Source organism: Mycolicibacter sinensis (assembly GCF_001667945.1).
GTDB classification, from domain to species: Bacteria; Actinomycetota; Actinomycetes; order Mycobacteriales; family Mycobacteriaceae; genus Mycobacterium; species Mycobacterium sinense_B.
Genome location: NZ_LZJK01000057.1, coordinates 26,730 through 53,612 on the forward strand (window position 1 = coordinate 26,730; position 26,883 = coordinate 53,612).

The 26,883-nt window shown below is 67.8% G+C and carries 28 protein-coding genes; 13 read left to right on the forward strand and 15 right to left on the reverse strand.

Going from position 1 to position 26,883, the window contains the following annotated elements; genetic code table 11:
* Nucleotides 1–129 precede the first annotated feature (129 nt).
* Entirely contained in the window at nucleotides 130–792 is a 663-nt protein-coding gene (locus A5694_RS07380) for a sensor domain-containing protein (RefSeq protein WP_064921188.1), read from the forward strand.
* A gap of 42 nt (nucleotides 793–834) precedes the next feature.
* Nucleotides 835–1,506 (forward strand): sensor domain-containing protein, encoded by a 672-nt coding sequence (locus A5694_RS07385; RefSeq protein WP_064921189.1) that lies wholly within the window; start codon nucleotides 835–837, stop codon nucleotides 1,504–1,506.
* Nucleotides 1,507–1,552: 46 nt separating this feature from the next.
* Here A5694_RS07385 and A5694_RS07390 read toward each other — a convergent pair whose 3' ends face one another.
* The 9 genes from A5694_RS07390 to A5694_RS07430 form a co-directional block, all read right to left on the reverse strand.
* Nucleotides 1,553–2,218, reverse strand: a complete 666-nt coding sequence (locus tag A5694_RS07390; protein ID WP_064921190.1) for an SDR family oxidoreductase — start codon at nucleotides 2,216–2,218, stop codon at nucleotides 1,553–1,555.
* Complete coding sequence (locus A5694_RS07395; protein WP_064921191.1) at nucleotides 2,218–2,739, reverse strand: MarR family winged helix-turn-helix transcriptional regulator; 522 nt, start codon at nucleotides 2,737–2,739, stop codon at nucleotides 2,218–2,220. The genes A5694_RS07390 and A5694_RS07395 overlap by 1 nt, the downstream gene beginning before the upstream one ends.
* A 57-nt stretch (nucleotides 2,740–2,796) precedes the next feature.
* Nucleotides 2,797–3,543, reverse strand: coding sequence for an amino acid ABC transporter ATP-binding protein (locus tag A5694_RS07400; RefSeq protein ID WP_064921192.1), 747 nt, complete (start codon nucleotides 3,541–3,543; stop codon nucleotides 2,797–2,799).
* Nucleotides 3,540–5,207, reverse strand: coding sequence for an ABC transporter substrate-binding protein/permease (locus A5694_RS07405; RefSeq protein WP_234786335.1), 1,668 nt, complete (start codon nucleotides 5,205–5,207; stop codon nucleotides 3,540–3,542). The genes A5694_RS07400 and A5694_RS07405 overlap by 4 nt, the downstream gene beginning before the upstream one ends.
* A gap of 157 nt (nucleotides 5,208–5,364) precedes the next feature.
* Entirely contained in the window at nucleotides 5,365–6,162 is a 798-nt protein-coding gene (locus tag A5694_RS07410; protein WP_064921193.1) for an LLM class F420-dependent oxidoreductase, read from the reverse strand.
* Nucleotides 6,163–6,193: 31 nt separating this feature from the next.
* On the reverse strand, nucleotides 6,194–7,078 hold the full coding sequence (locus A5694_RS07415; protein WP_064921194.1) for an alpha/beta fold hydrolase: 885 nt from the start codon (nucleotides 7,076–7,078) through the stop codon (nucleotides 6,194–6,196).
* A 70-nt stretch (nucleotides 7,079–7,148) separates the two neighbouring features.
* Nucleotides 7,149–8,240: an inositol-3-phosphate synthase gene (locus A5694_RS07420; RefSeq protein ID WP_064921195.1), complete on the reverse strand. Its 1,092-nt coding sequence runs from the start codon at nucleotides 8,238–8,240 to the stop codon at nucleotides 7,149–7,151.
* 76 nt (nucleotides 8,241–8,316) lie between these two features.
* Entirely contained in the window at nucleotides 8,317–8,859 is a 543-nt protein-coding gene (locus A5694_RS07425; RefSeq protein ID WP_064921196.1) for a PadR family transcriptional regulator, read from the reverse strand.
* Between the two features lie 174 nt (nucleotides 8,860–9,033).
* Nucleotides 9,034–9,885 carry a DUF1707 SHOCT-like domain-containing protein gene (locus A5694_RS07430; RefSeq protein WP_428844262.1) on the reverse strand — a complete coding sequence of 284 codons (852 nt, stop codon included), beginning with the start codon at nucleotides 9,883–9,885 and terminating at the stop codon, nucleotides 9,034–9,036.
* A 103-nt stretch (nucleotides 9,886–9,988) separates the two neighbouring features.
* On the opposite strand from A5694_RS07430, the gene A5694_RS07435 reads away from it, so the two are divergent.
* From A5694_RS07435 to A5694_RS07460, 6 genes are all read left to right on the forward strand, one after another.
* Entirely contained in the window at nucleotides 9,989–10,414 is a 426-nt protein-coding gene (locus A5694_RS07435; RefSeq protein WP_064921198.1) for a DUF5318 domain-containing protein, read from the forward strand.
* Nucleotides 10,332–12,893: a transglycosylase domain-containing protein gene (locus tag A5694_RS07440; RefSeq protein WP_428844261.1), complete on the forward strand. Its 2,562-nt coding sequence runs from the start codon at nucleotides 10,332–10,334 to the stop codon at nucleotides 12,891–12,893. Before A5694_RS07435 ends, A5694_RS07440 begins: the two co-directional genes overlap by 83 nt.
* A 152-nt stretch (nucleotides 12,894–13,045) precedes the next feature.
* Nucleotides 13,046–15,268, forward strand: a complete 2,223-nt coding sequence (locus A5694_RS07445; protein WP_275080501.1) for a transglycosylase domain-containing protein — start codon at nucleotides 13,046–13,048, stop codon at nucleotides 15,266–15,268.
* Complete coding sequence (locus A5694_RS07450; RefSeq protein ID WP_064921199.1) at nucleotides 15,265–16,857, forward strand: glycosyltransferase family 87 protein; 1,593 nt, start codon at nucleotides 15,265–15,267, stop codon at nucleotides 16,855–16,857. Before A5694_RS07445 ends, A5694_RS07450 begins: the two co-directional genes overlap by 4 nt.
* A gap of 200 nt (nucleotides 16,858–17,057) precedes the next feature.
* Nucleotides 17,058–17,675 carry a sensor domain-containing protein gene (locus A5694_RS07455; RefSeq protein ID WP_165605193.1) on the forward strand — a complete coding sequence of 206 codons (618 nt, stop codon included), beginning with the start codon at nucleotides 17,058–17,060 and terminating at the stop codon, nucleotides 17,673–17,675.
* A gap of 34 nt (nucleotides 17,676–17,709) precedes the next feature.
* Nucleotides 17,710–18,507: a sensor domain-containing protein gene (locus A5694_RS07460; RefSeq protein WP_125225100.1), complete on the forward strand. Its 798-nt coding sequence runs from the start codon at nucleotides 17,710–17,712 to the stop codon at nucleotides 18,505–18,507.
* A 13-nt stretch (nucleotides 18,508–18,520) separates the two neighbouring features.
* Here A5694_RS07460 and A5694_RS07465 read toward each other — a convergent pair whose 3' ends face one another.
* Complete coding sequence (locus tag A5694_RS07465) at nucleotides 18,521–19,168, reverse strand: sensor domain-containing protein (RefSeq protein WP_064921202.1); 648 nt, start codon at nucleotides 19,166–19,168, stop codon at nucleotides 18,521–18,523.
* Nucleotides 19,169–19,374: 206 nt separating this feature from the next.
* Here A5694_RS07465 and rpsF point away from each other — a divergent pair, with 206 nt between their 5' ends.
* The 5 genes from rpsF (at nucleotide 19,375) to dnaB (ending at nucleotide 22,887) form a co-directional block, all read left to right on the forward strand.
* Nucleotides 19,375–19,665, forward strand: coding sequence for a 30S ribosomal protein S6 (gene rpsF, locus A5694_RS07470; protein WP_064921203.1), 291 nt, complete (start codon nucleotides 19,375–19,377; stop codon nucleotides 19,663–19,665).
* A gap of 70 nt (nucleotides 19,666–19,735) precedes the next feature.
* Nucleotides 19,736–20,248 carry a single-stranded DNA-binding protein gene (locus tag A5694_RS07475; protein ID WP_185746628.1) on the forward strand — a complete coding sequence of 171 codons (513 nt, stop codon included), beginning with the start codon at nucleotides 19,736–19,738 and terminating at the stop codon, nucleotides 20,246–20,248.
* Nucleotides 20,249–20,281: 33 nt separating this feature from the next.
* Entirely contained in the window at nucleotides 20,282–20,536 is a 255-nt protein-coding gene (gene rpsR, locus A5694_RS07480; RefSeq protein ID WP_019736050.1) for a 30S ribosomal protein S18, read from the forward strand.
* 31 nt (nucleotides 20,537–20,567) lie between these two features.
* Complete coding sequence (rplI, locus tag A5694_RS07485; protein WP_064921204.1) at nucleotides 20,568–21,026, forward strand: 50S ribosomal protein L9; 459 nt, start codon at nucleotides 20,568–20,570, stop codon at nucleotides 21,024–21,026.
* Between the two features lie 484 nt (nucleotides 21,027–21,510).
* A complete protein-coding gene (gene dnaB, locus A5694_RS07490) occupies nucleotides 21,511–22,887 on the forward strand; it encodes a replicative DNA helicase (protein ID WP_064921205.1) in 1,377 nt (458 codons plus the stop codon).
* Nucleotides 22,888–23,193: 306 nt separating this feature from the next.
* Here dnaB and A5694_RS07495 read toward each other — a convergent pair whose 3' ends face one another.
* From A5694_RS07495 to A5694_RS07515, 5 genes are all read right to left on the reverse strand, one after another.
* Entirely contained in the window at nucleotides 23,194–23,601 is a 408-nt protein-coding gene (locus A5694_RS07495) for a type II toxin-antitoxin system VapC family toxin (RefSeq protein WP_064921206.1), read from the reverse strand.
* Complete coding sequence (locus A5694_RS07500; protein WP_064921207.1) at nucleotides 23,598–23,870, reverse strand: type II toxin-antitoxin system Phd/YefM family antitoxin; 273 nt, start codon at nucleotides 23,868–23,870, stop codon at nucleotides 23,598–23,600. Before A5694_RS07500 ends, A5694_RS07495 begins: the two co-directional genes overlap by 4 nt.
* A gap of 253 nt (nucleotides 23,871–24,123) precedes the next feature.
* Nucleotides 24,124–25,083, reverse strand: coding sequence for a TNT domain-containing protein (locus A5694_RS07505; RefSeq protein WP_064921208.1), 960 nt, complete (start codon nucleotides 25,081–25,083; stop codon nucleotides 24,124–24,126).
* A 187-nt stretch (nucleotides 25,084–25,270) separates the two neighbouring features.
* The gene (locus A5694_RS07510) at nucleotides 25,271–25,918 is read right to left on the reverse strand and encodes a maleylpyruvate isomerase family mycothiol-dependent enzyme (RefSeq protein ID WP_064921209.1); all 648 of its coding nucleotides are present in this window, start codon (nucleotides 25,916–25,918) and stop codon (nucleotides 25,271–25,273) included.
* Entirely contained in the window at nucleotides 25,905–26,879 is a 975-nt protein-coding gene (locus tag A5694_RS07515) for an LLM class flavin-dependent oxidoreductase (RefSeq protein WP_064921210.1), read from the reverse strand. Before A5694_RS07515 ends, A5694_RS07510 begins: the two co-directional genes overlap by 14 nt.
* Nucleotides 26,880–26,883: the final 4 nt, after the last annotated feature.

Here is a 26,883-nt window from a genome sequence, read left to right on the forward strand (position 1 = left end):
TTTCCTCCACCGAATAGAACCATATTCGGGGGTGGGTTCGCCTGCGGTCCACCACGAACACCGGGTTAGCATGCGGACAGCCCCGGCCGCCGGCCGGGGACTCAGGACGGCGAAACGGAGTGGTGTGCGATGCGTATTCAGCTGGCCGCGATGGTGGCAGTCTCGGCCGCGGCGTTGATCGGTGGCACTTTGACCGGCGCGCACGCGCACGCCGCCCCGGAAGCGGCGGATCTGGCCACGGTGCTGCTCTCGGCCGACGACATCAGCGAGCGGATGGACACCCCGATGCAGGTGATCAGCTCCGAGTCCGGCACCCGTCCCCTGACCACCCCGACCACCACGCCGGCCAACTGCGCCTCGGTGTATGCGCCCGGATCCGCGGCGGGCTACGACGGCTCGGGCTACACCGACATCGTGGTGCAGACCCTTCGCCAGCCCGGGGGGGAGGTGAGCCCCAATGTGGTTCAGGCCGTAGCCGAATTCGCTGACGCCAAAGCGGCGCAGACCTACCTCAACGAGCAGGCCGGCATCTGGAAGAACTGCAAGGGCACCCCGTTCACCGCCGAATACACCAATGGCATGACCGCGGACTTGAAGGCCGGGGTCGTGACCGCGGGAGGGCTGGAGCTGGTCGCCACCTTGTTCACCAATCCCATGAAGGGCAGCGCCGGTTGCGAGCGGGTATTGCAGGCCAAGAACAACTACGTCGTCGACGTCCGGCTCTGCAACGACACCAACCCCGGCGGCAAGGGACGTAGCCTGCGCTCGCAGATCGTCCGCAACCTCGGCTAGCCGCAATCGGCAACCTCCGAACCAGGAAAGGTCCGCTTCCCCATGCGCGATTCGCACCCCCTCGGCATGTTCACCACCGTCATCGCCGCAGCTGGATTGCTGTGTGCCGCACCGGCGTTCGCGGCGCCGGTCGACACCGGCGACCTGGCCGGTCTGCAGCCCGATCCGGCCGCACTCAACGACCTCTTCGCCGGCCCGGGCCTGCGCAATCCGTCGCTGACGGTCACCGGCCACTCCACCGGGCTGCAGAACTACGTGTCCACCGAGCGGGCCTGCGTCGGGGCGGTCTACCCCGGGACCGAATCGGCCTACGGGGGCAGTTCTTACCGGGCGATCGATGTGCAGACCCTGACCAGCGACACCACCGGGCCGGTCCGGGTGCGGGTCACCACGGCGATCGCGGCGTTCCCCACCGAGGAAGCCGCAACGGCGTTCGTCAGCGAGACCGGACAGTCCTGGCAGAACTGCAGCGGTGAAGAGGTCAACCTGACGTTGGCCGGCCAGGACGACGAGAAATGGTATGTGCAGACGCCGGGCGAAGCCGGCGACGCGTTCGCGGTGCGGACCAACCGGGTATCGGACCACTCGACCTGCTCACATGTGATCACCGGCAAGGCCAATGTGGCCATCGAGGTGCTGGCGTGCACCACCGGGATCATGTCCGATCAGGCGCTGAAGGTCGCGGACCGGGTCCGCGCGGAGATCACCGGCTGATCTCCGGCCGGCACCACCACCCGCGGCGACTGCCGGCGGAGGCCTGCTAGCGCGGCCGCACCACCACTTCCTGCAGCTGCGCCTCGGCCGGGGTGTGCACCGCGGCAGCCACCACTTCGGCGACGGTGTCGGGACGCAGGAAGCGGCCCGAGTCGTACTCACCACCCTCGTAGGCGACCAGGTCTTGCTGCATCTCGGTGTCGACGCGGCCGGGGTAGACCGTGGTCACGCGCAGCGCAGGCTCGTCGTTGCGCAGCGAGTCCGCGAACGCCCGAAGCGCGAACTTGCTGGCCGAATACGACGCCATCCCGGGCGAAACCCGTTGTCCGGCACCGGAGTTGATGAACACCACCTGTCCGCGAGCCTGCCGCAGCGCGGGCAAAAGCGCGCACGTCAAGGCGACCGCGCCGAAGACGTTGACCTCGAAGGTGGCCCGCCACTCTTCGATCGAGGACTCGCCGGCCGCGCCGGGCAGCATCACCCCGGCGTTGTGCACCAGCACGTCGAGCTGGTCGACGATCTCGGTGGCCGACTCGATCTCCTCGGCGTCGGCGAGGTCCAGCGGCCAGGTGGTAGCGCCGAGCCGTTCGGCCACGGCGTCCAGGCGTGCCGACGGCCGGCCGGCCAGCAGCAGCGTGTGAGTGGGCGCCAGGGCGGTCGCGATCGCCGAACCGATCCCGCCGCCGGCGCCGGTGATCAGCGCGGTCGGCATCAACCGCAATCCAGCGGGCAGTCCGCCGCATCGTCCCCGGACGCAGCGGCCACGTCGGCGGCACCGCAGTTGGCCAGCCGCTCCAGGGGTTCCAGCGCCCGGGTCAGGGTGTCCAAGTCCTCCGGGCTGAGCCGGCTCAGCATCGCCGCGAGGGCTGCATGCCGGTTGGCCAGCGACTGACGGTGACTCGCCAAACCCTCCTCGGTGATGTCGACCAGCACCGCCCGCAGATCCGAGGGGTCACGGCTGCGTTTGACCAGGCCGATCTTCTCCAGCCGGCGGATCGCCACCGTGGTGGTCGGGGTACGCACCCGTTCATGGGCAGCCAGTTCGGTCATCCGGATCGGCCCACGGTCCAGCAGCGTGACCAGGATCGACAGCTGAGCGAGCGTCAATTCACCGGTCTTCTCGCCGCCGCTGATTTCGCCGCGCCGGAGTATCGAGAACAGCTTCGACAGCGAACGATGCAAGCCTTCTGCGACCGCCGTCACCTGCGGCGTATCGGCTTTGCTCTCCGCCATAGTTCGCCAGTCTAACCTGTGGTTCTCATGAGGGGGGATAGGTCGCGCAGGTTGCTGTCAGAGCACCTGGGACAAGAACTTCTGCAGCCGCTCGGTCTCGGCGTTGTCGAAGATCTGCTCCGGCGGACCCGATTCCACCACCTTCCCGCGGTCCATGAACACCACGGTGTCCGACGCCGACCGGGCAAAGGCCATCTCGTGGGTGACCACCACCATGGTCATGCCGTCCGCGCCGAGTTCGGCGATCAGCGCCAGGATCCCCTTGACCAACTCGGGGTCCAGCGCCGAGGTGGCCTCGTCGAAGAGCATCACCTGGGGGGCCATCGCCAACGCCCGGGCGATCGCCACCCGCTGCTGCTGCCCGCCCGAGAGCGCCGCGGGCCGCGCGGCCGCCTTGTTCTTGAGCCCGACCCGCTCCAGCAGGCTCAGCGCGAGCTCGCGCGCGGCCTCATGGGACATCCCGCGCAGCTTGCGCGGGCCGAGACTGATGTTGTCCAGCACACTGCGGTGCGGAAACAGATTGAAATGCTGGAACACCATGCCGATCCGTTGGCGCAGCTGGTCGGGATCGTCGCCGAGCACCGATCGACCGCCCAGCAGGATGTCGCCGGCGTCGGGCTCATGCAGCCGGTTCAACGTGCGCAGCATCGTCGACTTACCCGAGCCGGACGGCCCGATCACCGCCGCGGTGCTGCCCGCCGGCACGTCGAGGTCGACGCCGCGCAACACGGCGTTCTTCCCGAAGGACAACTGAATCCCTTTGGCCACCAACGACACCGGCTCACGGGAGGCTGCCGCGGTCACGTCATCTCCTGACTGGACAGCGCCGGGCTCAGCTCAACCGAATCGTCGGGCTCGGCGGGCCGCCCACGCCGAAGCCGGTGGTCGACGACGTTCACCAGATGCGTCAACGGGATGGTCAGCGCCAGGTACACGACACCGGCCGCCACCAGGGGGGACAAGCTGCCGGTCTGGGCGTTGAAGTCGCGGCCTACTTGGAACAGTTCGCGCTGGCCGGCGACCAGGCCCAAAAAATACAGCAGCGCTGAGGCTTTCAGCAGCGCGATGAATTGGTTGACCAGCGCCGGCAGCACCCGCCGGATGCCCTGCGGAATCACCACCAGGCGCATCGACTCGGGGTAGCCGAACCCCAGCGCCCGGGCGGCCTCCAGTTGGCCGGACTCCACGCTCTGGATGCCTGAGCGCAGGATCTCCCCGATGTAGGCCGCGGCGGTCAGTCCCAGCGCCGCGATGCCCAGCGGGTACGGGTTGTTATGGGTCAGCCCGCTCACCAGCGGCCCGACCGCCAAGCCGATGAGCAGGATGATCAGCACCTCGGGCAGGCCACGGAAGATGTCGGTGTAGACCCGGGCCGGCCAGCGCAGCCACCGGGTGCGCGAGATCCCGGCGACGGCCAGGCCCAGCCCGGCCACCAAGCCGATGATGCCGCCGCTCACGGTCAGCAGCAGGGTGTTGGGCAGGCCGGTCTTGAGCAGGTCGGGCAGGGCTTCGCGGTACAGCTGCCAGTCGAAGAAGGAGTCGCGCAGCTGCGCCAGAGTCGATTTGGGCGCGTACGGCTGCGACTCGGCCTTGTGGTGGCGTGCGGCGATGGCCACGAAGTCCGGCAGGTGCGGGGTAGCCGCCGACTTGGAGCCCGGCTGCCAGTCCGGCGGCAACGGCCGCGGCACCCAGTCGGTGTAGAGCTGCGGCCAGGTGCCGTCGGCGATCACCGCATCCAGACCCGAGTTCAACGCCGAGATCAGCGCCCGGTTCTCTTTGGCCACCGCGTACGCCTCGAAGCCGGCCGGGCTGAAGGTGTAGCCGACGATCTCGGTCGGGTCGCCGGGCCGCTGGAGGTTGATCGCGGTCAGCGACGGCGCCACCCATGCGTCGACTTGATGGCTTTTCAAGCTGGCATACAGCGTGATCGAGTCGGGGAACCGCACCGGTTCCAGCTCCAGGGTGTCGACAACGTAGGCGTCCTCCACGGTGCCCTGCACCACCGCGATTCGCCGGCCGGCGGTCAGCTTGTCGAAGCCGGTGATCTCCGAGCCGGCCGGAACCACCAGGGCCATGTACCCGAAGTCGTAGCCGTTGGTGAACCCGACGGTGCGGCGGCGCTCGTCGGTGGCGTTGATCGAGGCCGAACCGACGTCGAAGCGTCCCGACTCCACCTGGGCCAGCAGCCCGAAGAAATCGGTGCCGACGAAGTGGATCCGCAGGCCCAGCTTTTTGGCGATGGCCCGCAGCAGCTCGTTGTCAAAGCCGGTGTACCGGCCCTTGGCGTTGATGCAGTTGGTCGGCGGGCTCTCGGTCAGGGTGCCGACGGTCAGCACCCCGGGGGTGGCCAGGCCCAGTTTGGTCACGTCGATCGAGCTCAACGGTTCGACGCCGGCCGTGGTGTATTTGTCCTCGCGCGGCCGCTTGGCGGTGGCCAGCTGGTGGGGCAGCACGACGGCGCCCTCCATGCCCGGCGGTGCGCACTGATCGGGTCCGGCAACCGCCGGTGGCGCCGTTGCCAGGCTGCCCACGATCACCAACGCGGCGATCAGGGCCGACAGTTTCCTGCCCAGTAGCGCTACCCGGTGCGCGCGGGACCTCACTAGGCAACGCTAACGCGGGCGGCTAGTTCTGGTCGCGCCATCGGCACAGCGCCTCGGCGGCGGTCAGGTCATAGTCGGGGCCGTTGCAGCCGAGGGTCAGCAGTCGCACCCCGAGGCCGGTCAACAGCTCGGCCTCGGCGAGCAAGTCGGTCACATTGCCCTGCGTCTGGTCGCCGCCTAACGCGGCCGAGTGTTCGATGCTGGCCGGGTCGCGTCCGACCGCGGCGCAGTGCTCGGCCAAGATCGCCGCCTTGCGCGGATAGACGTCGGAGTCGGCGAAACTGTGCCACATATCGGCGTGCTCGGCGACCAGGCGCAGGGTCTTGCGCTCGCCGCCACCTCCGATCAGTATCGGCAGCGCCCGGGTCGGCGGCGGATTCAGTTGCCCCAACCGGGTTTTGATTCGCGGGAGTGCGGCCGCCAGGTCATCGAGCCGGCTACCGGCGGTTCCGAAGTCGTAGCCGTATTCGTGGTAGTCCCGGTCCTTCCAGCCCGAGCCGATGCCCAGGATCAGCCGGCCGCCGCCGATATGGTCGACGGTGCGGGCCATGTCGGCGAGCAGCTCCGGATTGCGATAGGAGTTGCAGGAGACCAGCGCGCCGATCTCGATGCGCGAGGTCTGCTCAGCCCAGGCCGCCAGCATGGTCCAGCATTCGAAATGCGGCCCGTCGGGGTCGCCGTAGAGCGGGAAGAAATGGTCCCAGTTGAAGGCGATGTCGACACCGAGATCCTCACAGCGCCGGACGGCGTCGCGGATCGCGCGATATTGCGGGGCGTGCTGGGGCTGCAGTTGCACCCCGATGCGGATAGGTCGGGTCATTTCGCCACCCTATCCCCGGAATCGGCCGCTATCAGGTGAGTGCTGCACGCAGCAACTCGACCAGGGCCCGGGGCTGATCGCTTTGCACCGAATGGCCGGCGCCGGCCACCACGTGGGTGGTCAGGCCCGGCGAGCGCCGGGCGTACTCGGCGATGTCTTCGGCGGACACGAACGCCGAGTCACCACCGCGGATCAAGGTGGTCGGTGCGGTGATCGCCGAGACGTCGGTCCAGAGTTCGCTGAAATCTCCGACGCTGCGGATGTTGTCGTACCGCCAGGTCCAGCGGCCATCGGGCAGCCGCCGGCTGTTGTGGAACAGCCCGCGGCGCAGCGATTCCGGGTCGCGGTGGGGTGCGGCCAGCGTGGTCGCGGCCAGCATCGAGCCGAAATCATCGAACGTCCGATCGCCCTGGGCCAACGCCACGGTGCCGCGGTCGGCGGCGCTCATCTGCGAATGCCGTTGCAGCGCCGAGGGAGTCACGTCGACGAGCACCAAGCGGCGAACCAGCTCCGGCGCGGTGGCCGCCAGCCGGATCGCGGTCAGCCCGCCCAGCGACATTCCGACCACCAACTCCGCGGACGGCGCCAGCGCGCGCAGCACCGGCGCCAGGGCAGTGGCGTTGCGCTGCGGGGAGTAGTCGCCGTCGTCGCGCCAGGCGGAACGGCCGTGACCGGGCAGATCCACCGCCAGCGCGGGAAGCCCGAGGCCCAGGACGACGGTGTCCCAGGTGTGGGCGTTCTGCGCGCCACCGTGCAGGAACACCACCCGCGGCGGCGCGGTCCCCCAGCTCAGCGCGCTGACGTCTGCGGTTTGAATGCGCTGTACGGCGGGCAACGGACCGGTCACGCCGGCCTGTTCGGCGTTGCCGGCCAGCAGCGCGAACTCGCCCAGCCCGGCCAGCTCGTCGTCAGTCATCTTGGGCGTTGACTCAGCGTCCACGGCGGAAAAGTGCGAGTAGACCGGGCCCTCAGCGCAGAGTCAACGCCTAGCCGACAATGAACTGCTCGAGCTCGGCCCGGGCAACGTCGTCGGGCAGCTGCTTGGGCGGGCTCTTCATCAGGTATGCCGAGGCGGGGATGATCGGCCCGCCGATGCCGCGGTCCTTGGCGATCTTGGCGGCGCGCACCGCGTCGATGATGATGCCGGCCGAGTTCGGCGAGTCCCACACCTCGAGCTTGTACTCCAGGTTCAGCGGCGCGTCACCGAAGGCCCGGCCCTCCAGCCGCACGTAGGCCCACTTGCGGTCATCGAGCCAGGCCACGTGGTCGCTCGGCCCGATGTGCACGTTCTTGTCCTCGACCTTGCCGGCCAGCGAGCCGGTCAGGTTGGAGGTGACGGCCTGGGTCTTGGACACCTTCTTCGACTCCAGCCGCTCGCGCTCGAGCATGTTCTTGAAGTCCATGTTGCCGCCGACGTTGAGCTGGTAGGTGCGGTCTAGGGTGACGCCGCGGTCCTCGAACAGCTTGGCCATCACCCGGTGGGTGATGGTGGCGCCGACCTGGCTCTTGATGTCGTCGCCGACGATCGGCACGCCGGCGTCGGTGAACTTCTTGGCCCAGACCGGGTCCGAGGCGATGAACACCGGCAGCGCGTTGACGAAGGCCACCCCGGCGTCGATGGCGCACTGGGCATAGAACTTGTCGGCCTCATCCGAGCCCACTGGCAGGTAGGAGACCAGCACGTCGACCTTGGCCTCCTTGAGCACCGCGACCACGTCGACGGCGTCGGCGTCGGAGATCTCGATGGTGTCGGCGTAGTACTTGCCGATACCGTCCAGGGTCGGGCCACGCTGCACCACCACGTTGGTCGGCGGCACGTCGGCGATCTTGATGGTGTTGTTCTCTGAGGCGAAGATGGCTTCGGACAGGTCGAAGCCGACCTTCTTGGCGTCCACGTCGAACGCAGCGACGAACTTCACGTCGCGGACGTGATAGGGACCGAATCGCACGTGCATCAGGCCGGGCACCGTCGAGCTGTCGTCGGCATTCTGGTAGTACTGGACGCCCTGGACCAGCGAGGAGGCGCAGTTACCGACGCCGACAATGGCGACCCGCACATCCGTCGTTTGCTCAGTCATTTCCGACGTTCTCCTTTTTCTGCTGTCACTGCTGACGTGCTTGTTTGTGTTGTCCTGAGACCCGCGCCGTGCAGGCTCAAGAGGATTCGGCTCGGCCCTGCGAGACGCGTTCGGCCGCGATCAGCTCGTTGAGCCATTTGACCTCCCGCTCACTGGATTCCAGCCCGAGCTGGTGCAGTTGGCGGGTGTAGCGGTCCAACGAGTTGCTGGCCCGCGTCACGGCGTTGCGCAGGCCCTCGCGGCGTTCTTCCACCTGGCGGCGGCGGCCTTCGAGGATCCGCATCCGCGCCTCGGCGGGGGTGCGGTTGAAGAAGGCCAGGTGAACCCCGAAGCCGTCGTCGGTGTAGTTCTGCGGTCCGGTGTCGGCCACCAGCTCGTTGAAGCGCTGACGGCCGGCGTCGGTCAGCCGGTACACCCGCCGGGCCCGGCGCACCGGGGTCCCGGCCGGTGCAGCGTCCTCGGCGATTAACCCGGCCGTCTGCATGCGCCGCAGCGCCGGATACAGCGAGCCGTAGGAGAACGCCCGGAACGCGCCCAGCAGACCGGTCAACCGCTTCCGCAACTCGTAGCCGTGCATCGGCGACTCGAGCAGCAAGCCGAGTATGGCAAGCTCAAGCACCGATTCACCTCCCGTTTTGATGAGTTAGCTACGACCGTTCGACGGTTCGGGCCATAGTATCGCGCCGATATAACCGAACCCAAGTGGCCTAGCGTTCGCCCAACGTTCACCGGGGCGAGGTTGCCAGCCGGATTTCGTGCTCGCCGAACTACACCGCCCGCCGTAGTCGGCCGGTCAGGACGGGTAATTGATGCGCTTGACGGTGCCATCGCCGGCGAAGGCGATGTAGCCGCTGCCGTAGTCACTGGAGACGTAGACCGACAGCGATACCGCGCCCGGTGTGGTCGGATCCCGGGCCGGCTCGACGATCAGATAGGTGGATTTGACGTCGGAGGGCTTGATCCCCAGCGTTTCGGGGGCTCCGCGCAGGATTCCGACCGCGGCTTTGGGGTCGAACCCGCTCAGGTCGACCGCGACGGCATCGCTGCTCTTGGCCGAGCTGGACGGGTCGTCCCAGCCACCGCGATAGGTGTAGTTCAGTTCGCGGCGGGCCTCGGCGGGATCGGGCCGGGTCAGCGACGCGTATTCGGGGTAGATGACCAGCCGGTATCCCACGGTGTCACCGAACTTCTGGCGTGCCTGCTCCAGCAGGCCGCTCAACCCGCCCAGCGAATGCAGCTGCCGGGGCGCGGTCAGCACCACCGGGGTGACGCCATCCGGTTTGGCTCCGGGGTCGCTGGTGAAATCCAGCGGGGAACTCGTGTTGCCGTAGACGCCCCAGCCGATCCCGATCCCGAGCAGGCCGGCGGCGACCAACGCCCCCGCGGCGATACCGCGACTAGGCAGTTTCAACGGCTTGGCCAGGACCGGCAGCTGCACCGGCGCGCTGGCGGTCTGCAGATCGGTGATCAGGTCGCGCAGCTCGCCGAGGGTGACCGCGCGGGTGGCCGCGCTGATCCGTTCCCGGTGTTCCTCGGACGACAACTGGCCGTCGGCCAGAGCGGCATCGAGGATCCGGCAGGTGTCATCTCGGTCACTGTCCTTGGCCCGGGTTCCGGGCGTCTGCCGCGTTGCCACGGCGATGATGCTAGAAGCCCGAGGCCAACGAGGGCCGGCGAATCCGCCGGTCGGTGCGGGATAGGGGCGTTCGTCACACCCGCCCGCGCGGACCCGACGTACTCTGGTCACCGTGCGATTGCAGCGACAGGTGGTGGACTACGCGCTTCGGCGCCGTTCCCTGCTGGCCGAGGTCTACTCCGGGCGTACCGGGGTGTCCGAGGTGTGCGACGCCAACCCGTATCTGCTTCGGGCGGCCAAGTTCCACGGCAAGCCCAGTGCGGTGGTCTGCCCCATCTGCCGCAAGGAGCAGCTCACCCTGGTCTCGTGGGTTTACGGCGACGACCTGGGGCCGGTGTCGGGTTCGGCGCGTTCCGCCGAGGAACTGGTCCTGCTGGCCACCCGTTACCCGGAGTTCTCGGTGCACGTGGTCGAGGTGTGCCGGACCTGCAGCTGGAATCATCTGGTGAAGTCATATGTGCTGGGCCTCGCGCGCCCGCCGAAGGGGTCCCGGGGTCGGCGGACGGCACGCAGCGGAGCCCGTACCGCCAGTGAGTAAACACCGCGACGACCGGCCGGAGGCTTCCTCGGCCGGGTCTTCCGACGTCGGGGCTCGCCGCGCGCCGGCGGCGCCCGATGACCGGCAGACCACGATCATCCCGGCCGTCGACGACGCCGTCACCGCCGACCTGCGCGACCCGATCGACGCCGTCAAGGCGGCTCTCGACGGTGCGCCGCGGCAACGCGAGCAGGCGTTGAGCGGACGCAGTTCCCGGCGGCCACCGCCGGAGGAACCGGCCCCGGTGCTGCCGCGGCGAACCACGCGGTCCGAGCAGACGGAGCGGCCCGCTGCACCCGACCTGCGGGACTGGCTGCGCCGGCACCCACCGAACTGGCAGTGGATCCGGCGCGGGCTCTACATCGCCGTCGCGGTGATGCTGCTGCTGCCGATCATCACCTTCGCGATGGCCTACTCCATCACCGACGTGCCCTCGCCGGGGGATATCCGAACCAACCAGGTGTCGACGATCCTGGCCAACGACGGCTCCGAGCTGGCCAAAATCGTTCCGCCGGAAGGCAACCGGGTCGACATCGACATCAACCAGGTGCCGGTGCACGTGCGCAACGCGGTGCTGGCCGCCGAGGACCGCGACTTCTACTCCAACCCCGGCTTCTCGGTGTCCGGGTTCGCCCGCGCGATCAAGAACAACCTCTTCGGCGGTGACACCCAGGGCGGTTCGACGATCACCCAGCAGTACGTCAAGAACGCGCTGGTCGGATCGCAGCGCGCCGGTCTGGGCGGGTTGGTCCGCAAGGCAAAAGAACTCGTGATCGCCACCAAGATGTCCAGCGCGTGGCGCAAGGACGATGTGCTGCAGGCCTACCTGAACATCATCTACTTCGGCCGCGGCGCCTACGGGATCGCCGCGGCCTCCAAGGCCTATTTCGACAAGCCCGTCGAACAGCTCGACGTCGCCGAGGGCGCGCTGCTGGCCGCGCTGATCCAGCGTCCGTCCACCCTGGATCCGGCCGTCGACCCCGAAGGTGCGCTCGATCGGTGGAACTGGGTGCTCGACGGCATGGTGGAGACCGGAGCGTTGACGGCCGGTGAGCGTGCCGCCCAACAGTTCCCGGACACGGTGTCGCCCGAGCTGGCCCGCTCCCAGAACATCACCACCGGGCCCAACGGGCTGATCCAGCGCCAGGTCACCAAGGAACTGCTGGAGCTGTTCAATATCGACGAGCAGACCCTGAACACCCAGGGCCTGCAGATCACCACCACCATCGACCCGCAGGCGCAGAAGGCCGCCGAGGACGCGGTGGAGACCTACCTCAAAGACCAGATCCCCAACATGCGCTCGGCGGTGGTCTCCATCGACCCGCGCGACGGCGCGGTGCGCGCCTACTACGGGGGCTCGGACGCCAACGGCTTCGACTTCGCCCAGGCCGGCCTGCAGACCGGGTCGTCGTTCAAGGTGTTCGCGCTGGTGGCCGCGCTGGAACAGGGCATCGGCCTGGGGTATCAGATCGACAGCTCGCCGCTGACCCTCGACAATGGCCGAACCAAGATCACCAATTCCGAGGGCGAGAGCTGCGGAGTCTGCAACATCGCCGAGGCCCTCAAACGCTCCCTGAACACCGCCTACTACCGGTTGATGCTCAAGCTCAAGAACGGGGCGCAGGACGTCGCCGACGCGGCGCACGCCGCCGGCGTCGCCAAGAGTTTCCCCGGTGTGCCCCACACCCTTTCCCAAGACGGCGGCCCGCCCGAAGGCGGCGTCGTTCTGGGCCAGTACCAGACCAGGGTGATCGACATGGCCTCGGCGTACGCCACGCTGGCCGACTCGGGGGTCTACCACCCGCCGCATTTCGTCGCGAAGGTGGTCAACGCCGAGGGCCAGGTGCTGTTCGACGCGCAGACCTCGGAAGACACCGGCGAGCAGCGCATCCCCAAGGCGGTCGCCGACAACGTCACCGCGGCCATGCAGCCCATCGCCGGCTGGTCGCGCGGGCACAACCTGGCCGGGGGCCGGCCGTCGGCGGCCAAGACCGGCACCACTCAGCTCGGTGACACCGGGGCCAACCGGGACGGCTGGATGGTCGGCTACACGCCGTCGCTGTCGACCGCGGTGTGGGTCGGCACCACCGGCGGCGATGAGCCACTGGTGAATCAGTGGGGCGGGCCGGTGTACGGCGCGGGCATTCCAGCCGACATCTGGAAGGCCACCATGGACGGCGCCTTGCGCGGCACCTCCAACGAATCCTTCCCGACGCCCACCGAGATCGGCGGCTACGCGGGCGTGCCGGCCGCTGCGCCACCGCCGCTGGCGCCGGAGTCCGCGCCGCCGACCGAACCCTCGGAGACAGTCATCCAGCCGACGATCGAGATCGCGCCGGGCATCACCATCCCGATCGGTCCGCCCACCACGATCTCGGCCGTACCACCGGCGCCCTCCACGGCCCAGGAACCACAGTCTCCGGGGGGACCCGAGCAGTCCGCGCCCGCGCCGGCCGAACCGGCGGTTCCAGCGCCCTAGCCAGCGCCTTTCGGCGTCTGGATTCAGCGCGACGCCGGCCGCCGCAGACGTACGCTGGTGAGCATGCGACTGCAGCGACGCATGCGGGAGGACGGGCTTCCAGGCGCTTCGCCGTTGACCGGGGTGACTTCCGGCCGCTGCGCGCACCTGCGGTGAAGAACGGGGGCCCGGCGGCGCCGGGTCTCGACAGCACCATCGCCGACGAACCGGATCTGCGCGACCCCATCGAGCTGGTCGTCGCGGCCCTGGAGCGGCCGCTGCCCGAAAAGCCGTGTTCGGCAAGGGTTTCCCGGGGAACCGTGGACCGCCGGCGAGGCAACTGGCGTTGGATCCGGCGGGGCCTCTATGCCGTCACTGCGACGGTGCTGGTGGCCCCGATGGTGACCTTCGGGATGGCCTACCGCACCGTCGAGATTCCCGACCCCGGCGACATCCACACCGATCAGGTATCGACGATCCTCGCCGCCGACGGTACCGAGCTGGCGAGAATCGTTCCGCCGGAAGGCAACCGGATCGACGTCATGATCAACCAGGTGCCGGTCCATGTGCGCGATGCGGTGCTGGCCGCCGAGGACCGCGACTTCTACACCAACTCCGGCTACTCGTTCCCGGGACTGTTCCGGGCGGTCAAGAACAACCTGCTCGGCGGCGACACCCAGGGCGGTTCGACCATCACCCAGCAGTACGTGAAGAACGCGCTGGTCGGCTCCGAGCGCGCCGGTGTCGCCGGCGTGGTCCGCAAGGGCAAAGAGCTCGTCGTCGCCACCAAGATGTCGCAGGCGTGGCCCAAGGACGAGGTGCTGGAGGCCTACCTCAACATCATCTACTTCGGCCGCACCGCCTACGGGATCGCCGCGGCGGCACGGGCTTATTTCGGCAAACCCGTCGAGGACCTCACCGTCGCCGAGGGTGCTCTGCTGGCGGCGCTGATCCAGCGGCCGTCGGCCCTGGATCCCGCGATCAACGCCGAACGCGCTGTCAACCGGTGGAACTGGGTGCTTGACGGGATGGTGACGACTGGTGCGTTGACGTTCGCCGAGCGGGCCCGGCAGCGGTTCCCGGCCACCATCCCACCGGACCAGGCGCGCAACGCCGACCAGGCGTCCGGGCCCAGCGGGCTGATTCAGCGTCAGGTCATCGCCGAGTTGCTCGATATGTTCGGCATCGACGAGCAGACGCTGAACATGCAGGGGCTGCGGATCACCACCACCATCGACATGAAAGCGCAACGGGCGGTGGAGAAGGCGGTGGGCGCGGTCATGGCCGGGCAGAAATCGGCGCTGCGCGCCGCGGTGGTCGCCATCGACCCGACCAGCGGCGCGGTCCGGGCATACTACGGCGGAGCCGATCCGGCAGGTTTCGACTTCGCCCAGGCCGGGCTGCAGACCGGGTCGTCGTTCAAGGTGTTCGCGCTGGTCGCCGCGTTGGAGCAAGGCCTCGGCCTGGGCTACCGAGTCGATAGCGCACCGTTGACGGTCGGCGGGACCACGATCACCAACGTGGGCGGCGCCAGCTGCGGGGTCTGCACCATCGCCGAGGCGCTCAAGCGCTCCTTGAACACCGCCTACTACCGGTTGATGCTCAAGCTCGAGCACGGCCCGCAAGACGTCGCCGATGCTGCCCACGCCGCCGGCATCGCCGAGAGCTTCCCAGGTGTGCCCTACACGCTGTCCGAGGACGGCCGCGGCGGGCCGCCGGCGGCGGGCATCGTGCTCGGCCAGTACCAGACCAGGGTGATCGACATGGCCTCGGCCTACGCCACCCTGGCCGACTCGGGCGTCTATCACCGGCCGCATTTCATCCAGAAGGTCACCGGGCCGGACGGCCGGGTACTGTTCGACGTCACAGTCACCGCCCGGGACACCGGCGAGCAGCGCATCCCCACGGCGGTGGCCGACAATGTCACCGACGCCATGAAGGCGATCCCGGGTTGGGCGGGTGGGCACGAGCTGGCCGGCGGGCGGCCCGCTGCCGCCAAGACCGGCACCACCCAGCTCGGTAACACCGGTGCCAACCGGGACGCCTGGATGGTCGGCTACACACCGACTCTGTCGACCGCGGTCTGGGTCGGCACCGACAAGGGAGATGAGCCGCTGACGAACAAGTGGGGCGGGCCGGTGTACGGCGCGGGCCTGCCGGCGCAGATCTGGAAGGCCAGCATGGACGGTGCGCTGTCGGGCACCCCCATCCGGGGCTTCCCCAAGCCCGCCGCGATCGGAGGCTTCGCCGGGGTGCCCGCGGCGCCGCCGCCCCCGCCGCCGATCTGGTATGCGCCACCGCCACCGGACGAGCCGGCGGAACTTCCTCCGCCGCCGCCCTTCCCGCTGCCGGAGATGTTCCCGCCACCGCCACCGCCACCGGAGGCTCTGCCGTGACGGAACGCACGGTCTGCTCGCCGCAGCCGTTGGCCGCTGATCTGCGCAGCGCCGACGACCGCGACCTGCCCAGCCGCACCGACGCAATCGTGCACGCCCTGTCCAACACCATCGGCGGGCCGGTGGGCCGGCACGCGCTGATCGGGCGCAGTCGGTTCATGACGCCGCTGCGGGTGATGTTCCTGATCGCCGTGCTGTTCCTGGCGTTGGGCTGGACGACCAAGTCGCCATGCCTGCAGAGCATCGGCAGCGGCGGACCCGATCAGCGGGTGGCCAACTGGAACAACGAACGCGCCTACTTCCAGTTGTGTTACTCCGACGTCGTACCGCTCTACACCGCCGAGCTGTTGAACCAGGGCAAGTTCCCCTACAAGTCCAGCTGGGTGGAGAAGGACTCCTCGGGCAAGGAGCAGATCCGCTACGACGGGCAGCCCGCGAAGCGCTACATGGAGTATCCGGTGGTGACCGGGCTCTACCAGTACTCGGCGATGGCGCTGGCCAAGACCTACACGGCGATCAGCAAAGTGGTGAAGATCCCGGCGCTCAGCGGGGTTGCCGAAGTGGTGGTGTTCTTCGACGTCGTCGCGCTGGGATTGGCCCTGGCCTGGCTGGCGACGGTGTGGTCCACCGCCGGGCTGGCCGGGCGGCGGGTGTGGGATGCGGCGCTGGTGGCCGCCTCACCGCTGGTCATCTTCCAGATCTTCACCAACTTCGACGCGCTGGCCACCGCGTTCGCCGGGTGCGGGCTGCTGGCCTGGGCGCGACGGCGGCCGATGGCGGCCGGGGTGCTGCTCGGGGTGGGCACCGCGGCCAAGCTGTATCCGGTGCTGCTGCTGTTCCCGCTGCTGGTGCTGGGGCTGAGGACCGGGCGGCTGCGTGAGGTCAGGCGCACGGCGGTGGCGGCGGCGTTGGCCTGGGCGGTGGTGAACCTGCCGGTGCTGGTGTTCGCCCCGCGCGGCTGGAGTGAATTCTTCCGGCTGAACTCCCGCCGCGGCGACGACATGGATTCGCTGTACAACGTGGTGAAGTCGTTGACCGGCTGGCGCGGGTTCGACGGCGAACTGGGGTTGTGGGAACCCCCGACGGTGCTCAACATCGTGGTCATGGTGTTGTTCGGGCTGTGCTGCGTCGGCATCGGCTACATTGCGTTGACCGCGCCGCGGCGGCCACGGCTGGCCCAGCTGGCCTTTCTGGTAGTCGCCGCCTTCCTGCTGACCAACAAGGTGTGGAGTCCGCAGTTTTCGCTGTGGCTGGTCCCGCTGGCCGTGCTGGCCTTGCCGCACCGCCGGTTGCTGCTGGCCTGGATGACCGTCGACGCGCTGGTGTGGGTGCCGCGGATGTACTACCTCTATAGCGTCCCGGATCGCAGTCTGCCCGAGCAGTGGTTCACCACCACGGTGTTGGTGCGTGATCTGGCGGTGTTGGGCTTGTGCGCCTTGGTGATTCGGCAGATCTATCGCCCGCAGCTGGATCTGGTGCGCGAGCGCGGCGTCGACGACCCCGCCGGCGGGGTGTTCGACCGGGTGCCCGATGCCCGGCGGTTCAGCGCGGCTCGACGGCGGGGAGCTGAAGCCGGGACCGCCGCATGAACCCGATGGCAGAACAGCCCTCCGCCGTCGAGTAGCCGCTACGATCATGACGATCTGACCCGGCGCTGCTACCGAGAGATATGGGATATCCGATGAACCGTGCAGTTCGTGTCGCGGCGTGCTCTTCGCTGGTCTTGCTGGCGACGGCCGGCTGTAGCACGACCACGGCAGGAGTCCCCGTCGAAGCGATGATGGCCGATGTGTCTTCGGCCGCCAAGACCACCGCCGCGTCGCCCCCTGACGGGCTGCCGCCCGGGCGCCTCGGTGCCCTGCTGCTCTCCGACGACACGATCAGCAACATCGTCGGGCTGCCGATGCAGCCGACCGGCAGCTGGAAAAGGCCCGGTGCTGTGGTCACGCTGCGGGATCGCAACGACTGCAAGGTCTTGACGGTCTCCGACCAGGATCTGTGGACCAGTGACTTCACCGCCTACCGGCAGGTCGCACATCAGGACAGCGACGAGGTGAACTTCTTCGCGTGGCAGGGTGCCGCAACCTACGAGGACACCCGAACCGCGTCCCGGGTGTTTCAGCGCAGCATCAACCCCGGTCTGCAGGCGCGCTGCAAAACGGCGACGCTGCCCGCCGAGAACGATGAGCAGACGACGTGGCGTGTCGATTCGCTCACGGTGACCGGCTCCGCATTGTCCGTGACGCTGTCGGAAATCCGTCACCAACAGATGACCGGATGGCGCTGCTCAACGCGGATCCGCGTGCAGCGCAACGTGATGCAGCGCGCTGGGGCATGCCAGTTCGGTAACCCGGTGGCAACCGCACAACAGATGGCGGATCTGATCTCAGACCGGATCGGTGGCTGATTAGGTGAACGACGAATCGTCCAGGAGTGGCCTGATGAAGCGGGTTTTTGCAGGGATGGGTGCGGCGGCTCTGTCGGCGATGGCGCTGCTGGGGTGTTCGCACAACGGTGACCCGGCCGACGAACCCGCGCAGGCCGTCCGGCTGCCGGCCCCGGGGGAGACCACCAAAGCCCAGACGTCCGAGGCGGTGGCCCCCACCGGGGAGCCCGCCGCCCGTTCCTCGATGACCCCGGTTCCGCCACCGCTGGTGCTGCCGGATCGGTTGCGCACGCTGCTGTTGCCGCCCGACGTCTCCGGCCCCATCGTCGGGTCACCATTGGGTTTCGAGAAGCGCTACGACCAGCCCGCCCCACCGGTGGATCTGGGCGAGCACGCCGAGTGCGCGGTGCTGCTCGGCCCGGCCATGCCCGCCTTCGGCTTCGAGTGGACGGCCTACAAGGGCGCCCAGCAGAAGGACCGGGAAGACAACGCCGACACCGTCGTCGGTCAGGGCGTGGCGTCCTACCCCGACCCGGACAAGGCCCGCGCCGCGTTCGCCGCGGCGTTCCCCGCCGAGCTGCGCAAGTGCGACGGGGTTGCGGTGCACAACCCACGGGACACCGCCGCCAACCTCAGCTGGCAGTTCCACGTCACCACCGTCGAGGGCACCCGCGCGCAGTGGAGTCGCGTGCAGCTGGTCGACGGTAAGCCGGTCGACTGGAGTTGCGCCTATGAGGCCGACGTCAAAAGCAATGTGCTGCTGTACACCTCGCTGTGCCGGCGCGACGGCGGCGGGGCTGAGGAGGCGGCCCGACTCGCCGAGCGGCTGATGGTCTGGATCCCGGCCGTCTGACCCGCGGCCGGGGTCAGTGCACCCGGTCCAAGACGTGCTGGCTGAGCCGATCCATCGTCACCGCGGCGTTGCCCCACTGGCTGGTCATCACCTCGATCATGAAGTTGGCGCCGACGGCGACGAGGAACGCAGAGGTGAATCCCATATTCGCGCCGTTGTGGCGAGCCGAGAGCAGCCAGGAGATCACTCTCGCGTCCGGGTTGGATTCGATGTGCACCAGGTCCATGGTGACGCCCGGATCGACATCGGCCCCAGCCAGCCGTGCATTGCGGCAGCGGTCGATCGCGGGCCGGTTGTAGGTGTTGGTGAACGCCGCGTCCGCCTCCGCCACCGACGGAAAGGTCGTCACCGCGACGACCGCGGCTGCGTCCTGGGAGCGGTTCTCCCACCGCTGCCATCGGTGCGATGCATAGTTGCTCCCCACCAGCTCGGTGGTGCCCACCTCGTAGAAGGCCCGACAGTCATCTCGCTGGCGGAGCCGCTCCGGCGGCGCCGGCACCATGCTCACCGGACCCGTGCTGGACATGGGCATCCCGGCGTAGCCGCTGACCTCGTCGTCGGACGGGATCAGCGTCATGACCTGGCCGGGCTGCACCCAGTTGTCGTCGGCGACCGCCGGAGCCGGAAACGCGCCCAGTGCCGCAGCGGCAATCGCCCCCACGACGCATGATCGGCGGTGGCGTGACGGGACAGCGCGGCCATGACGGAGTCTCACCATGGCGGTGAGCCTAATCGGGGGGCAGGTCCGACCGATTTCGCACCGGCGGTCTGCCTCCGGTAACCTAGCCGGGTTGCCGACGCAGGCGACCCTCCTGCCGTGGTCAGATCCACGGCCGCACTACGACCATAGGAGGTGATGAGGTTCCCATGCGTCCATACGAAATCATGGTCATCCTTGACCCCACCCTCGACGAGCGCACCGTCGCCCCGTCCCTGGAGACGTTCCTGAACGTCATCCGCAAGGACGGCGGAACGGTCGAGAAGGTCGACATCTGGGGCAAGCGCCGGCTGGCCTACGAGATCGCCAAGCATGCCGAGGGCATCTACGCGGTCATCGACGTCAAGGCCGCCCCGGCCACGGTGTCCGAGCTTGACCGTCAGCTCAGCCTGAACGAGGCAGTGCTGCGCACCAAGGTGATGCGGACCGACAAGTCGTAGCAGGCTGTCGCCGCCGTTGCGTAGGCTCAGCTGACACATGCAGCGTCGACACCGACCCTAGGAGGGCCCCGTGGCTATTGGTGACACCACGATTACCGTCGTCGGAAACCTGACCGCGGACCCGGATCTGCGGTTCACCCCGTCGGGGGCGGCGGTCGCCAACTTCACGGTGGCGTCCACCCCGCGGGTCTACGACCGGCAGAGCGGTGAGTGGAAGGACGGCGACGCGCTGTTCCTGCGGTGCAATATCTGGCGTGAGGCCGCGGAGAACGTCGCCGAGAGCCTCACCCGCGGATCGCGGGTGATCGTCACCGGGCGGCTGCGGCAGCGGTCCTTCGAAACCCGCGAGGGCGAGAAGCGCACCGTCTACGAGGTGGAGGTCGACGAGATCGGCCCCTCGTTGCGGTACGCCACCGCCAAGATCAACAAGGTCAGCCGCGGCGGCGGCGGAGGCGGTTTCGGCGGGGGCGGCGGCATGCCGGCCTCGGCGGGCCCGTCCGGCGGCGCGCCCGCCGAAGACCCGTGGGGCAGTGCTCCGGCGTCCGGCTCGTTCGGCGGCGCCGACGACGAACCGCCCTTTTAGACCAACGAACCACAGCACGAAAGAGATAGATAGATGGCGAAATCCAACAAGCGGCGGCCGGCTCCCGAAAAGCCGATCAAGACCCGCAAGTGCGCATTCTGCTCCAACAAGAAGCAGGTGATCGACTACAAGGACACCTCGCTGCTGCGCACCTACATTTCTGAGCGGGGCAAGATCCGCGCCCGCCGTGTGACCGGCAACTGCGTTCAGCACCAGCGCGACATCGCGCTCGCGGTGAAGAACGCCCGCGAGGTCGCGTTGCTGCCCTTCACCTCGTCGGCGCGCTAGCCGATCAGTCCAGCCGAGAAAGTACGAAACGATGAAGCTGATTTTGACCGCTGAGGTGGATCACCTCGGGGCGGCCGGAGACACCGTCGAGGTCAAGGACGGATACGGCCGCAACTACCTGCTCCCGCGGGGGCTGGCGATCGTCGCCTCGCGCGGCGCGCAGAAGCAGGCCGACGACATCCGCCGGGCCCGCGAGACCAAGCAGGTGCGCGACCTCGACCACGCCAAGGAGCTCAAGGAGGCTCTGCAGGCGCTGGGCACCGTTTCCCTGCCGATGAAGACCGCCGCCGACTCGGGCAAGCTGTTCGGTTCGGTGACCGCCGCCGACGTGGTCGCGGCGATCAAGAAGGCCGGCGGGCCCAACCTCGACCGGCGGATCGTCCGGTTGCCCAAGGCCCACATCAAGGCCGTCGGCAGCCACCCGGTGTCGGTGCACCTGCACCCCGACGTCGACGTCGACGTCACGCTCGACGTCACCGCGGCGAACTAAGCGCTTACTCGCACAGCCCCGGCGGGCCCTGGTCGGCTCCGCCGGGGCTTTGCTGTGCTCGGATCCGGTTAACGTCGGTTAACTCTGGCTAACTTTTGGGCACGTGCATAGTCCTGGTGCTATTTACCGGGTCGTGGAGCGCCGTCCACCTGCTCGCAAGGCAACACGCCCAAGATGGCAACCTGAAACGACACGCCGAAGAGATTGTCCTCCACAGCTCGAACGCCTCGGTGTGGTGCGCTTACCTGCGGAGATAGCGGAACGGAAGGGAACAATCCACAGGTCTTCCCCACCGTCCCAAACAAGTGGAGGACCGGTGTGCACACTTCATCCACAGCTTTGTGAACAAGCGCGTTTGGTGCGTCCGCCAGCAACGCCTACCGTCAACCCGGCACGAAGCGACGGGGGTGTCGGTGCCCGCGATTATGGTCGCGGCATCAGCGTCGAATAGACGTTCGAACGTGCCGCGGAGGAGGTGGGGCGTATGGCAGTGGTCGACGATCGTGGGCACTCTGAGCTCGAGGAGCCGCCCCGCGAGGATGTCGGCCGCCAGCCGCCCCAAGATGTCGCCGCCGAACAGTCGGTGCTCGGGGGCATGCTGCTGAGCAAGGACGCCATCGCCGACGTGCTGGAGCGGCTGCGGCCCGGCGACTTCTACCGGCCGGTGCACCAGAACATCTACGACGCGATTCTGGATCTCTACGGGCGCGGCGAGCCGGCCGACCCGGTGACGGTGGCCGCCGAACTCGACCGCCGCGGCCTGCTGCGCCGGGTGGGTGGGGCTCCGTATCTGCACACGCTGATCTCGACGGTGCCGACGGCGGCCAACGCCGGCTACTACGCCGGCATCGTCGCCGAGAAGGCGCTGCTGCGCCGGCTGGTGGAGGCCGGCACCCGCGTGGTGCAGTACGGCTACGCCGGCGCCGAGGGCGCCGATGTGGCCGAGATCGTCGATCGGGCCCAGGCCGAGATCTACGACGTCGCCGACCGGCGCCTGTCCGAGGACTTCGTCCCGCTCGAAGACCTTTTGCAGCCCACCATGGACGAGATCGACGCGATCGCCTCGCACGGCGGGATCGCACGCGGCGTGCCGACGGGCTTCACCGACCTCGACGAGGTGACCAACGGGCTGCACCCGGGGCAGATGGTGATCATCGCGGCGAGGCCGGGTATGGGCAAATCGACTCTGGCACTGGATTTTATGCGGTCGTGCTCGATCAAACACCGCCTGCCCAGCGTCATCTTCTCGCTGGAAATGGGCAAGTCCGAGATCGTCATGCGGCTGCTCTCGGCCGAGGCAAAGATCAAGCTGGGCGACATGCGCTCGGGCCGGATGACCGACGACGACTGGACCCGGCTGGCGCGGCGGATGAGCGAAATCAGCGAAGCGCCACTGTATATCGACGATTCGCCGAACCTGACCATGATGGAGATCCGCGCCAAGGCCCGCCGGCTCAAGCAGAAGGCCGACCTGCGCCTGGTGGTCGTCGACTACCTGCAGCTGATGACCTCCGGCAAAAAGGTGGAGTCGCGGCAGATCGAGGTCTCTGAATTCTCAAGGCATCTCAAGCTTTTGGCTAAGGAGCTGGAGCTGCCGGTGATCGCCCTTAGCCAGCTCAACCGTGGCCCCGAGCAGCGCACCGACAAGAAGCCAATGCTGGCAGATCTTCGCGAAAGTGGAAGTTTGGAGCAAGACGCGGACATGGTTATACTTTTGCACCGCCCTGACGCCTTCGAGCGCGACGACCCCCGCGGGGGAGAGGCCGACCTGATTTTGGCCAAGCACCGCAATGGGCCGACGAAGACCGTAACGGTGGCGCATCAACTGCACTTGTCGCGGTTTACGAATATGGCGCACTAGGGACTGCCAGTTTTGTAGGGTCTCACGCTGCGTGTCATATTCTCCGCGGCCGTGTCACGTCCTTGTCATGTGTCTCACGAACGTGTCGCGCGCCCGCACCCATGTAGCTCGCACCGGCCCCGCTAGCAGTCGTGACGCGAGCGGGCGCCAATAGGAATGAGTAGAAATGGAATTGATTACAAAGCAAGGCCGATGTCCGTGGCGGCAGCCAGGATAGCCGCGTGAAATGCCCGGCTTCGTTCGAGCGCGCCTGCCCGGGCTCCGTTCGAGGCCGCGCCTAAACGTCGGTCTCCGATGGCTGTAGCCTCACCGGACTGCTCCAGGACTTTCGACCGGGTAGTCGAGCTCGCGGCAGCCCTCGATCAGTCGGTGGTCGTAGGTCACGACAGCAGTGAGCGCATCACCCAGCTGGGCAGCGGACGCGAGATGGATGGCGTCCAGAGAGCGCAGCGTCTCCGGTCCGATCGTTTGGGCCATCTCGACCACCTCGTCGGTGACGGCAAGGATGTCGAGATCCTCGTCCAGGATGCGCCGCGCGGTGGCGACGATCTCGGTGTCCCCGCTCCGGAGCGCGGTTCCCATCAACTCCACGCGCCCCACCGCACTGGTGACATGGTCGCGGTCCTGGGCGTTGACCAGCCACCGCCGAAGATCGGCCGACTCGGGCTCCCGCACGATCAGCTTCACCAGCGCGGAGGTGTCCATGTAGATCATCGGTCCTCGCGCAACTCGGTCAGGACCGCACTCAAGTCCCGCCGTGGCAGGCCCTCGGTCTCGATCGAAGCGAGACCGCCGCGCCGGCGGGCCGGCTTCATGGAACCGCTGGCGATGAGGCTGTCTCGGGTGCGGTCAGTGGCGGTGACCGGAACCAGCCGCGCTACCAACCGGCCCCGCATCGTTACCGACAGCTCCTCACCCGCGTCGACCCGGGCCAGGTACTTACTCGCGTTCTGTCGTAACTCGCGGACCCCAATAACGTTCACGCCCCGGACTGTAGCACATAAAGTGCTACCAACACGTGCGGGTACGGCACTTGGCGTCCTCGGCCCAGCGGCGAGATGGCGCAATCGCGTCGGCTATTACGCCGGGATCGTCGCGGAGAAGGCGTGCTCGACAAGATTGAACGCGATGTCGCGCACGTTGCTCTTTAGTGCCTCACGGGGCGTGACGGTGTCATGCCCTGGCCGTACGTCTCAACTCGTGTCATGCGGGCGGGGGCAGTCTTCATGCAGCGGCTCACTCGAGTTCGACGAACCACGCGGGTGGAATATCTTGGCTGAGAACCGTGTGCAGTTCGTCGTAGCTGTACCCGAAAGCGGGTGCGAACCGGGTGGCATCCCACTCGTCCATCCACGCCAAGTACTCACTCATGGACCCCGCAGTCCGTACGAACACCGCCCCTGCGCGCGAGTCCTGCTGGTATCGAACGAATTCGATTCCGCGAGCCGGCTTGTCGCGGTACCAGCTGGTGCCGATGTTCGGTAGTCCGCGCAAGGCTCTGGCTTCCTCTGCGATCAGGAACAACAGGAACTTCTGAGCGTCGTCGAGTAGGAGGAACCCCCAATTCTGGCGCCAGGTATTGCGATCACGTTGCTGTACAACCCATCTGTCGTCGGAGTTGAGAAATAACCCGAACTCAATACCGCCCAGACTGAAGGTGAGCATGCCATCGGTGACTGACGGGTGCTCCTCACCCCACAGTCTCTCGCTGGCCGTCAACAAAGGCCCAAAGTCCGCAGGCAGCCAAGGAAATCGTTCGGCGTCGAAAAACGGGTGCCTGCCCTCGGTCGCGATAATCCGCCACTGAAACCACGCCTGGGCGACAGGGCGGTACGGCTCGGGGTAGGCACGCAGATCGACCCTGGGAACTGCGATGTGGTCCGGGGGTAGGGGGAGCGACGCGATCTCGGCACGCGTCGGTCTCGCGAGCCCGGCATCGATGAGCCGTAACAAGGGGCCGGTGTGGTTGTTCTGATCGAGCAGCCGATACGCAGTACCACCGCCAGGCTGGCCGAACCATGGAGCCGCGACGAACGACTCGATATGCCATCCGAGGGGAAGCTCGCTGCCACTGGCGAGCTCGAACCGAGAGAATTCTCTGATCGCTAGATTGGGAGGAAGCGATCGCTGCGCATAAGGGGTGCCGTCGGCATAGAGCCACCCTCCCCGTTGGCTCCCGTTGAGCTCCACGATCACCGACTCAGGCTAACCAACTTCCCTGCGATGCGCCGCACGGAACGCCGCCGGCGCGCGGGGCTCAGTCATCGGGCGACCCGGCAGCCGGAAGGCCATGCGGCAAGCGCCGGCGGATGTCGCGTAGGCTGGGAACGCATCGCCCCGTGCCCGATTATCTCGGCTACGGAGTTGCCGGCACCGTCACCGGTCACACCCGAAAGATGTTGACTGTCTCGCGAAGTCCCAGGGTGCGTGGGTCGTGGCGCCCGGTAGCAGCGAGAAGGAATTCGTGGGCGTCGATTCCGCTTTCCTCCGGGAATGCCGCGGCCGGTATCGCAAGCAGGCGGGCCAAGCCCGAGTCGGCCGCAGCGATCGGGTCGCGGCGTAGGGCGCCAAGGACGAAATCCAGGCTGTCATAAAGCCCCTCGCCCAAATCCGATGGCGCCTTGATGGCGTTGCGGATGTCGTCGGCGTGCACGTAGGCGTCCATCAAGAGCGCATGTATCGCCTCACCAATAGTGAAACGCGGTAAGGGGCTGGGCCGGGCCCAGATGTGGTCGTCGAAGGCGGCCACCAGCTCGGCCATCGCCTCGCCGATCTTCCGCATCTGGGCGGCAAGGCCGGTGGGCGGTTGGGCGCGCAGCGACGCCGCCTGCTTATCGGCGTTGCGCGTCCCGCTTGCGCCCGTGACGGTGTCGAGCGCCTGACCCACCACATGGGCGGCGACGTCGCGCACCTGCCAACCGGTGCAGCGGCTGGCACAAGTCCACATCGATGTATCGAGCGTGGCCAGCAGATCCGCGAAGCTCTGGTACTCGCGGAGCAAGCCGGCCGTCGTGCGCTCACGGGTGAGCACAGGACGACTCCTCCAAGCGTTCCTGCACATCTCGCAGCCGCCTCAGCTGCACCTGGAACGCGTCCTGCGTGAGCACTCCGATACGGCAGACTAAGTGACGCGCTCCGGCCTCGATGTAGGTCGCCAGCTTGGCCGCAACCGCCTCAGCGGACCCGGCGGCGAAGGCCTGGATACTTTCGACGGCCGCCAGCGGAAATCCATACGTAGCGGTGGTGAATCGATCAAGTTCGGATCGGCCGCCATCTGGCGAGTCCGTCACCAGGACCGTCACAAAGAGCGCCGGGGTGACGGCGTCAGTCGCTCGCCCAGCCAGCGCGGCTGCGGCGTGAACCTCACCGAGACCGGTCGCGAAACGCGATGGTGTCGGCGGGTAGGGCAGCCAACCGTCATAGGTCGACCCCGCGCGGGCACGGGCGCGCGCAGTGTCGCCGGCAAGCCAGACCGGCGGCCCGCCCGAATTGAACGGCGTTATGCCAGAGGGGATGTCACTAAGACTCAGCGTTTCGCCGCGAAACGTGCTCGGGCCCGCTCCGGCCCAGAGCTGCCGCCAGAGCGCAACGGTCTCATCGAGCCGCCGGGAGCGGCGTCGCCAGGATACTTCCGACACCGCGTATTCGGTCTCCGATAGCCCCGGAAAGCCGGCACCGACGGCGACGACGAGTCGACCCTGCGCCAATCGATCGAGGGAGGCCAGCGTTTGCGCGGCTTGCACAGGTCTGCGTAATGCGGGAAGAAGCGCGGCGGTGCCCAGTGTTAGCCGCTCAGCCACCGAAGCGGCGGCCGCAAGGAATGTCAGTGCTTCGATACGGGGGCCAATCAACGAGTCGTTGGCCCACAGCGAGTCGAAGCCGAGATCCTCGACGGTTCGCACCATACGGACGAGTTGGCCAGGTTCGGTACCCGGCCACTGGTCGGCGGCCAGCAGCGCCACCACCCCGACACGCAATGCATGAGAAGTCATGGTC